Raw genomic sequence first — 8,279 nt, forward strand, 5'->3', positions numbered from 1 at the left:
TTTCGGGGGCGCCGGGGGCTATCGGCGGACTCAGAGGTGGCAGCGGGCTTGCCGGTGGCAGCGGAGTTGCCGGTGGCAGCGGCTTACAGGCGGTAGTGGCTTACAGGTGGTAGGCGTACTCGGTGAACTCCCAGTCGGTGACGTGCCGGCCGAAGCGTTCGAGCTCGTCCCGCTTGTAGGTGAGGAACGAGGTGGTGAAGTCCTTGCCGAGGGCGTCGGTCAGGGCGGTGTCCGCCTCCAGCGCGTCCAGCGCGGCGGACAGGTTCGTCGGCAGCAGGGCGGAACGGGCGGTGTCGTAGCCGTATCCCTCCAGCGGGGCGGGTGGTTCCTCGCCCGCCTGGACGCCGAGCAGGGCGGCGGCGATCGTGCCCGCGATCAGCAGGTAGGGGTTGGCGCCGGCGTCGCCGAGGCGGAGCTCGATGCGGGCACCGCTGCCGCGCTCCGGCGGGATGCGGACCATCGCGCTGCGGTTGTCGAGCCCCCAGTCGATCAGCCAGGGGGCGAGGGTGTCGCGCCCGAAGCGCTTGTAGGAGTTCACGGTCGGGTTGGCCAGCGCCGCGAGGGCGGGCGCGTGGGCGAGGATGCCCGCGACGGCGTGCCGGGCGGTCGCCGAGAGACCGTAGGCGCCCGCCGGGCCGTCGAAGGCGTTGCCGCCCTCGGCGTCCTCGCAGGACAGGTGGAGGTGGAAGCCGGAGCCTCCGGCGTCGCCGAAGGGCTTGGCCATGAAGGTGGCGAGCCTGCCCTCCCGGCGGGCCAGCTCCTTGACGGCCGCCTTGAAGCGGAAGGCACGGTCGGCGGCGTCCAGGGCGTCGGAGTGGGTCAGGTTGATCTCGTACTGCCCGCCGTCGAACTCGTGGTTGCCGGTGACGACACCGAGGCCGAGGTCGCGCAGCTGCCGCAGGGTGCGCAGCAGATGGTTGTCCGGGTCGGCGCGGAGGCCGGCGGTGTAGACGGCGCCGGTGGTCTCCGGTGCGCGGCGCCAGCCGGTGGGCGTGCCGGGTGCGGGCTCCAGCAGGAAGTACTCCAGCTCGGGGCCGACGACGGGGCGCAGGCCCTGCTCGGCACACCGCGCCAGGACGGTGCGCAGCAGGTCGCGCGGGGACTCGGCGGCGGGAGCCCCGGTCGCCGGGTCGCTGACCTCGCCGAGACAGGTGGCGACGCCGGGCTCCCAGGGCAGCGGGGCGGCCGTGGACAGGTCGGGGCGTACGCACACGTCCGGAAGGCCGGCGTCCAGACCGCCCGGGACCGGGACCACGTCGCCCTGAGGGGTGGTGTGGTAGACGGCGCGGCAGAAGGCCAGACCGTGTTCGGCGGCCGTCGGCAGGTGGTCCAGCAGGACGTCGCGGGCGCGGTCGGTGCCGATCAGGTCGGGGTACGTCACCCGGACCACGTCGACGCCGTCGGCGGCGAGCCGCTCCATGTGCCGGCGGATGTCTGGGGTGTCGGATGCGCTCACCGATGTCTCCTTGAGCGGAAGGGCGGGGACTCCCCCCGGGCGCTATTCGTTTGGCCCCGAACGGTATGGACAGGAGTCACCGACCCGCAAGGGGGTGGTTCAAAAAATTTATCCACATGGACAGGTATTGACCAGGCCCAGCGGGCTTCCTATGTTGTTTGAAGCCAAACGAGTCAGGGGTGCGGATTTCGCTCCCCTGTGGCCGAGGGTCCGGCCCCGTCCGGGCCGGGCCCTCTCCCCCTCCCCTCCTCTGCTCCGACGCCCGCACCCCTCAGGAGGACCGCCATGAAGGTCGTCGTCGACATCAACAAGTGCCAGGACCACGGCCAGTGCGTCTTCGCGGCCCCGGACGTCTTCTCGATGGACGACGACGGCCACCTGCTGTACGTCTCCGACCCGGACGAGGCGCTGCGCGACGAGGTCGAGGAAGCCGCGGACGTGTGTCCGCTGCAGGCCATCCGGATCGCGGGCTGACGTCCATGACCTCCATGACGTCCATGACCGGACGCGTGGTCGTGGTGGGCGGCTCGATGGGCGGTCTGCGCGCCGCCGAGCAGCTGCGCGCGGCGGGCTGGACCGGGGCGATCACCGTCGTCGGCGACGAGCCCCACATGCCCTACAACCGGCCCCCGCTCTCCAAGGAGGTCCTGGCCGGCAAGGCCCCCTTCGAGTCGCTGGCCTTCACGCCGAAGGCGGCCGCCGGCGACGTGGAGTGGCGACTCGGCACGAAGGCTGTCGCGGCCCGGCTCGACGGGCGGACCGTCGAACTGGACGACGGCTCGACGCTCTCGTACGACGCTCTGGTCGTCGCCACCGGCATGCGGCCCCGGCGGCTGCGCTGCGCCGGCCCGCTCACCGGCCGGCACACGGTCCGTACGCTGGCCGACGCCCAGGGCCTCAGGGACGAGCTGACCCGGCCGGATGCCCGCGTGGTCGTGGTCGGCGCCGGATTCATCGGCTGTGAGGTCGCCGCCACCGCCGTGGGCCTCGGCGTCCGCGAGGTGACCGTCGTCGATCCGCTGCCCCTGCCCATGGTCGGTCCGCTCGGCGAGCTGCTCGGCCGTGCCCTGCTGCAGCGGCACGAGGAGCGTGGGGTGCGCTTCGCGCTCGGCACGGGAGTCGCCGGGTTCGAGGGCGAGGACCGCGTCACCGGTGTCGTCCTGGGCGACGGCACCGTGCTGTCCGCCGACGTGGTGGTCGAGTCGGTCGGCTCGGTCGCCAACGTCGAGTGGCTGGAGGACAACGGACTCGATCTGTCCGACGGTGTCCTCACCGACGATCAGCTGCGGGTCGGCGGGCGGCCGGAGGTCGTCGCGGTCGGTGACGTCGCCCGATTCCCCAACGCGCGCTACGACGCCGTACCCCGCCGCGTGGAGCACTGGTCGATCCCCACCGACACCGCCAAGCACGCGGCGAGAACACTCGTCGCCCATCTCACCGGTGCGGACGGGGAGTCGGCTCCCTTCGCGCCGCTGCCCACCTTCTGGAGCGACCAGCACGAGTTCCGGCTGCAGTCCTTCGGGGCGCCGGTCCTCGGCCTCGGTGACGTCCGTGTCCTGGACGGTGATCCGGAGGGTGACCTCCTGGCCGGTTACCACCGGGACGGCCGGCTCGTCGGCGTCGTCGCGCTGGGCGGCCAGGCCGCCGCGAGGGGCGCCGCCGCCTGCCGCCCCCAGTTGCTCAAGTCGCCCGCTCTCACCGCGTGAGCAAGACCTAAGGAACCCCGTCATGCCCTCTGTCCGTGGTTACTTCCCTCCCAAGACGGCGAGCGGTGTCTCGTCGCTGATTCCGTCGCCGCCGTGGCGGTACTCCGGCGACCTGCTCACCGTCGAGTACCGCACCGATCCCTCGCGGGTACGTGAACTGCTGCCCGAGCCGCTGGAGTTGGCTGACGAGGACCCGGGCGCGGTCGCCTTGATCTGGGCCGACTGGCAGTCCTGCTCCACTTCCGGTGACGAACTGCTGGACCCGGTGCTCTCCCAGTACAAGGAGGCGTTCGCCGTCGTCCGGTGCCGGTACGGGGGGCGGACGTACTCGCGGTGCGTGTTCATCTGGGTCGACAAGGACTTCGCGATCGCCCGGGGACTGCACCAGGGGTATCCCAAGAAGCTCGGGTCCATCCACCAGACGCGTCCGCATCCGTACGGGCCCGCTCCGCGGATCGAGGCGGGGGCGCGGTTCGGGGCGACGCTCGCTGCCGCGGACCGGCGGTTGGCGCAGGCTGTGGTGACCCTGCGGGAGCCGTCGGAGACGAACGGGTTCGTCAACGGGCATCCCATGGCCCATCACCGGTGGCTTCCTTCGATCGAGAAGGGCAAGGGGCTGGCTCTCGACGAGCTGATCGAGTCCGGGGCCGCTTCCTTCGAGGGTGGTCAACCGTGGGTCGGAAACGCGGAGTTGGAGCTGTTCGAGGCGCCGACCGAGGAGCTTGCGCGGCTGGAGATCCGCGAGCCGATCGCTGCGTACTACCGGCAGGTCGGGGTGGTTTGGGACGGCGGGCGGCTGTTGGAGTCCGGGACGTCCGGAGCGGGTGCCGAGTGAGGTCGTCGTCTACGCGCGGGTGGTTCGTGGCTGATCGCGCCCACGCGGTGGAGCCGCAATATGTCACAGCCCCGCGCCCCTAGGGCCTGTCGTTTGGATCACGCCGGCTTCGGCCCAGGGCTCCTTGTGACCGCCGGTGAGCGGGGCTTGGTGCGTGCAGCTGCAAGGCGGAGGAGGGCGTCAACGCGATGGGGGTGCCCCCGCGCGAGCTCGTTCGAGCGTGGGGGAGTTGGCAACCGACGACAACGCCGCAGATGTGCGTGCCAAGCCCCGCGGCCCAGGCGTGATCCAAACGACAGGCCCTAGGTGGGTCACCGTCCCCTCGTCCAACTGGAGCCCTTCTCATGACTGACAAGATCACCGTCGGCGGCGTTTCCGTCGACACCCGGCACTGGATCGGCGGCGAACGCGTCGCCTCCACCGACACGTTCACCGATGTCTCGCCCATCGACGGCAGCACGATCGGTGAGATCTCCCGCGGTACGGCGACGGAGGCGGCCGCCGCCGTGACTGCCGCGAAAGCCGCCTTCCCTGCCTGGGCCGCCACCTCCCGAACCGAGCGTGCCCGCATCCTGCACGCCATCGCCGACGGCGTGGAGAAGCGGCTCGAGGAGCTCGCCATCGTCGAGACCACCGACAACGGCGCCCTGCTGCGCTCCCACCGCCGGGGCGTGATGCCCCGCGTGGCGCACAACTTCCGTTTCTTCGCGGACTGGTTGCTGAAGCTGGACCACGAGGACTTCGAGACACGCGGCCACACCAACCACGTCAGCTGGGACCCGGCGGGCCCCTGCGTGCTCATCACTCCGTGGAACGCCCCGCTGATGCTGGCCACATGGAAGGTCGCCCCGGCCCTCGCCGCCGGCAACACCGTCGTGCTCAAGCCCGCCGAGTGGTCCCCTCTGACGGCCTCCCTGCTCGCGGACATCGCCGCCGAAGCGGGGCTGCCCGCCGGGGTGCTGAACGTCGTCCAGGGCTACGGCTCCGAGATCGGCGACGCCCTCACCTCGCACCCGGACGTGCGTCGGATCAGCTTCACGGGCTCGGTCCCGACCGCCCGGCGGATCACGGAGTCCGCCGCCGCCAACCTCACCCCGCTCAGCCTCGAACTGGGTGGAAAGTCCCCGCTGTTGGTGTTCGCCGACGCCGATCTGGATCTCGCCGTGGACCTCGCGGTGGAGCAGTACGACAACGCCGGCCAGGTCTGTCTCGCGGCCACCCGCTTCCTCGTCGAGGAGTCCGTCGCCGAGGAGTTCACGCGCCGGTTCGTCGAGAGGGCCTCCGGGCTGAAGCAGGGTGACCCGCGTGACGAGGCCACCGACATCGGGCCCACCATCCACCCACGCCAGTTGGAGAAGATCGACGGCTTCGTGCAGCGGGCGGTCGCGGCCGGGGCGCGCGCTGTCATCGGTGGCCACCGCGAAGGGAGCCAGTACTACGCGCCGACCCTGCTCACCGGCGTCGCCCAGGACTCGGAGATCGTGCAGGAGGAGGTCTTCGGGCCGGTCCTCACCCTCCAGACCTTCCCCACCGAGGAAGAAGCCGTCCGGCTCGCCAACGACACCCGCTTCGGCCTGGCCGCCACCGTCGCCACCGGCGACCCCGAGCGCGCCGAACGCGTCACCGCGCAGCTGGTGGCCGGCACGGTCTGGGTCAACTGCTTCTTCATACGCGACCTGCGGGCCCCTTTCGGCGGCGCCCGCCAGTCCGGTGTCGGCCGCGAGGGCGGCAACTGGAGCTTCGACTTCTACTGCGACGTCAAGAACACCGTGACCGCCCCGAAGGGATGGCAGGACCATGGGTGAGATCGTCGGGGCGGGTCTCCTCGCCCACGTGCCCACCATCGTGCTCCCCGAGGAGGACCGGCTGGAGCTGAACCAGGGCAAGGAGATCACCCTCGTCACCGGCCTCCGCGAACTCCGCCAGGACGTCTTCGAGCGCGACGACTACGACACCGTCGTCGTCCTCGACTCGCACTGGGCCACGACGGTCGAGTTCGTCGTGACCGCCCAACAGCGCCGCGCCGGTCTGTTCACCTCCGAGGAACTGCCGCGCGGCATGTGCCGGATGCCGTACGACTTCCCCGGCGACCCCGAACTCGCCCGCAACATCGAGAGGTTCGCCGACCGGCACGGCACCTGGATCACCGCGATCGACGACGACTACCTGCCGATCTACTACGCCACCATCAACCTCTGGAAGTTCCTCGGCGAGGGGCTGCCCGACAAGCGGTGGGTGACCATCGGCGTCTGCCAGACCGGCGACATGGAGGACCATCTGCGTCTGGGCCGCGCGCTCGCCGAGGGCATCGCCGCCACCCCCGGCCGCCGCGTCCTGCTCATCGCCTCCGGCGCCCTCTCCCACACGTTCTGGCCCCTGCGCGAGCTGCGCGACCACGAGGCGAGCGACCCGGCGCACATCTTCACGCCCGAGGCGCGTGAGGCCGACCACGAGCGCATCGCCTGGTTCAAGGAGGGCCGCCACGACAAGGTCCTCGACACCATGGACGAGTTCTGGAAGTACAAGCCGGAGGCGAAGTTCTTCCACTACCTGATGATGGCCGGCGCCCTCGGCGAGCACGCCTGCGTCGCCAGGGCCCGTCAGTACGGCGCGTACGAGAACTCCATCGGCACCGGTCAGGTGCATCTGTGGTTCGACCGTCCGGCCGACGGCTGGACCGGCGCCGGCCTGCCCGCAGCCCCGTCCCCGACCAGCCCCCTCTGAGGAGTCCCACCATGCCCGAATACCGCCGCATCCTCCTGGACGGCGCCGCCGTCCAGGTCACCGTCGACGGGGACGAACTCGTCGCAGGGGACGGCCGTCGCGTGAAGACCGACGAGGCACGGCACCTGCCCCCGGTGGTGCCGTCGAAGGTGATCGCCGTCCATCTCAACCACCGCAGCCGCGTCGACGAGTTCCGGATCGAACTCCCCGGCACACCCACCTACTTCCACAAGCCGACCTCCTCACTCAACTCCCACAAGGGCGCGATCGTCCGCCCCGAGGGCTGCAAGTGGCTCAACTACGAGGGTGAGGTCGCCATCGTCATCGGCAGGACCGCGCGGAACATATCCCCGGCCGAGGCGGGCGAGTACATCGTCGGCTACACGGTCGCCAACGACTACGGCCTGCACGACTTCCGCGACACCGACGCGGGCTCCATGCTCCGCGTCAAGGGTTCCGACACGCTCTGCCCGCTCGGCCCCGGCCTGGTCACCGACTGGGACTTCCACGGCAAGAGCCTGCGGACATACGTCAACGGCGAGGTCGTGCAGGACGGTTCGACCGACGAGATGCAGTGGGACATGCACTACCTCGTCGCCGACATCGCCCGCACCATCACGCTGTACCCGGGGGACGTCCTGCTGTCGGGCACCCCGGCCAACTCCCGCCCCGTACAGCCCGGTGACGTCGTCGAGGTCGAGGTCGAGGGCATCGGCCGGCTCACCAACCACATCGTGACCGGGCCGACCCCCGTCCGCGACGATGTCGGCGCACAGCCCACCGAGTCCGAGGAGGTGCTGTCCACCGCGCTCGGCGGCGACTGGGAGTTCCGCGGCATCCGCCCGCCCAGGCGCTGATGCCGCGCGGTCCTCGTCCCGAGGGTGTGCGGGTAGGGTCACCGGCATGACCGATTCCGCAGACGGCCCCAAGAGTCGGCGGCCCCGCAAGCGCCTGCACTACGGCGAGGGGCGCGAGGCTCTGCTGAACGCCGCCGTACGTGTGGTGGCGCGAGGCGGACTGCGCAAACTCACCTATCGGGCCGTCGCGGAGGAGGCAGGGGTCACACACGGTCTCGTCGTGCACCACTTCGGTTCGCGTGACGCACTGATCGAGGAGGCGCTCGCGCACACGATCCGCACCTCGCTGAGCACCAGCGCCCTCGAGCCGGGCACCGGCAAGGTCGCGGACTTCTCGACCGGGCTGTCCGACATGGTCACGGCGGATCCGGGCACGCAGGCGTTCCAGTACGAGCTGCTTCTCGAGTCCCGCCGCAGGCCGGAGCTGCTGCCGCAGCTCCGGGCACTGTACGACGAGTACTTCGACGCCACCCAGCGTGAGCTGAGCCGTATGCTGCCCGCCGACGCGGACAAGGCCCTGACCCGGCTGGTCTTCGCCGCGCTCGACGGCCTCGTGCTGCATCAGCTCGTCCTCGGCGAACCGGAGGTCACGGACGCGGCCCTGGAGGAGCTGCGTGGCCTGCTGAGGCTCTTGGACGCGAACGGCGAATAGACCTCCGGTGCGCGGGGAGGGTGCGAGCCCGAGGGGGGTGCCTGGGTGG

The 8,279-nt window shown here is 70.9% G+C and carries 8 protein-coding genes; 7 read left to right on the forward strand and 1 reads right to left on the reverse strand.

The features are described from left to right. Window positions 1–100 precede the first annotated feature (100 nt). Complete coding sequence (locus FNH08_RS37735) at window positions 101–1,456, reverse strand: glutamine synthetase family protein (protein ID WP_322726138.1); 1,356 nt, start codon at window positions 1,454–1,456, stop codon at window positions 101–103. A 285-nt stretch (window positions 1,457–1,741) separates the two neighbouring features. On the opposite strand from FNH08_RS37735, the gene FNH08_RS37740 reads away from it, so the two are divergent. From FNH08_RS37740 to FNH08_RS37775, 7 genes are all read left to right on the forward strand, one after another. Further along, window positions 1,742–1,930 (forward strand): ferredoxin, encoded by a 189-nt coding sequence (locus FNH08_RS37740; protein WP_152776041.1) that lies wholly within the window; start codon window positions 1,742–1,744, stop codon window positions 1,928–1,930. 23 nt (window positions 1,931–1,953) lie between these two features. Continuing rightward, window positions 1,954–3,162, forward strand: a complete 1,209-nt coding sequence (locus tag FNH08_RS37745) for an NAD(P)/FAD-dependent oxidoreductase (protein WP_152776049.1) — start codon at window positions 1,954–1,956, stop codon at window positions 3,160–3,162. A gap of 22 nt (window positions 3,163–3,184) precedes the next feature. Beyond that, a complete protein-coding gene (locus FNH08_RS37750; protein ID WP_152776042.1) occupies window positions 3,185–3,997 on the forward strand; it encodes an acetoacetate decarboxylase family protein in 813 nt (270 codons plus the stop codon). Window positions 3,998–4,341: 344 nt separating this feature from the next. Further along, entirely contained in the window at window positions 4,342–5,802 is a 1,461-nt protein-coding gene (locus tag FNH08_RS37760) for an aldehyde dehydrogenase (RefSeq protein WP_152776044.1), read from the forward strand. Further along, window positions 5,795–6,721 carry a 3,4-dihydroxyphenylacetate 2,3-dioxygenase gene (locus FNH08_RS37765; protein ID WP_152776045.1) on the forward strand — a complete coding sequence of 309 codons (927 nt, stop codon included), beginning with the start codon at window positions 5,795–5,797 and terminating at the stop codon, window positions 6,719–6,721. Before FNH08_RS37760 ends, FNH08_RS37765 begins: the two co-directional genes overlap by 8 nt. Window positions 6,722–6,732: 11 nt before the next feature. Continuing rightward, entirely contained in the window at window positions 6,733–7,578 is an 846-nt protein-coding gene (locus tag FNH08_RS37770) for a fumarylacetoacetate hydrolase family protein (RefSeq protein ID WP_152776046.1), read from the forward strand. A gap of 46 nt (window positions 7,579–7,624) precedes the next feature. Next, window positions 7,625–8,230: a TetR/AcrR family transcriptional regulator gene (locus tag FNH08_RS37775; RefSeq protein WP_152776047.1), complete on the forward strand. Its 606-nt coding sequence runs from the start codon at window positions 7,625–7,627 to the stop codon at window positions 8,228–8,230. Window positions 8,231–8,279: the final 49 nt, after the last annotated feature.

Source organism: Streptomyces spongiae, from assembly GCF_009377185.1.
GTDB lineage: Bacteria > Actinomycetota > Actinomycetes > Streptomycetales > Streptomycetaceae > Streptomyces > Streptomyces spongiae.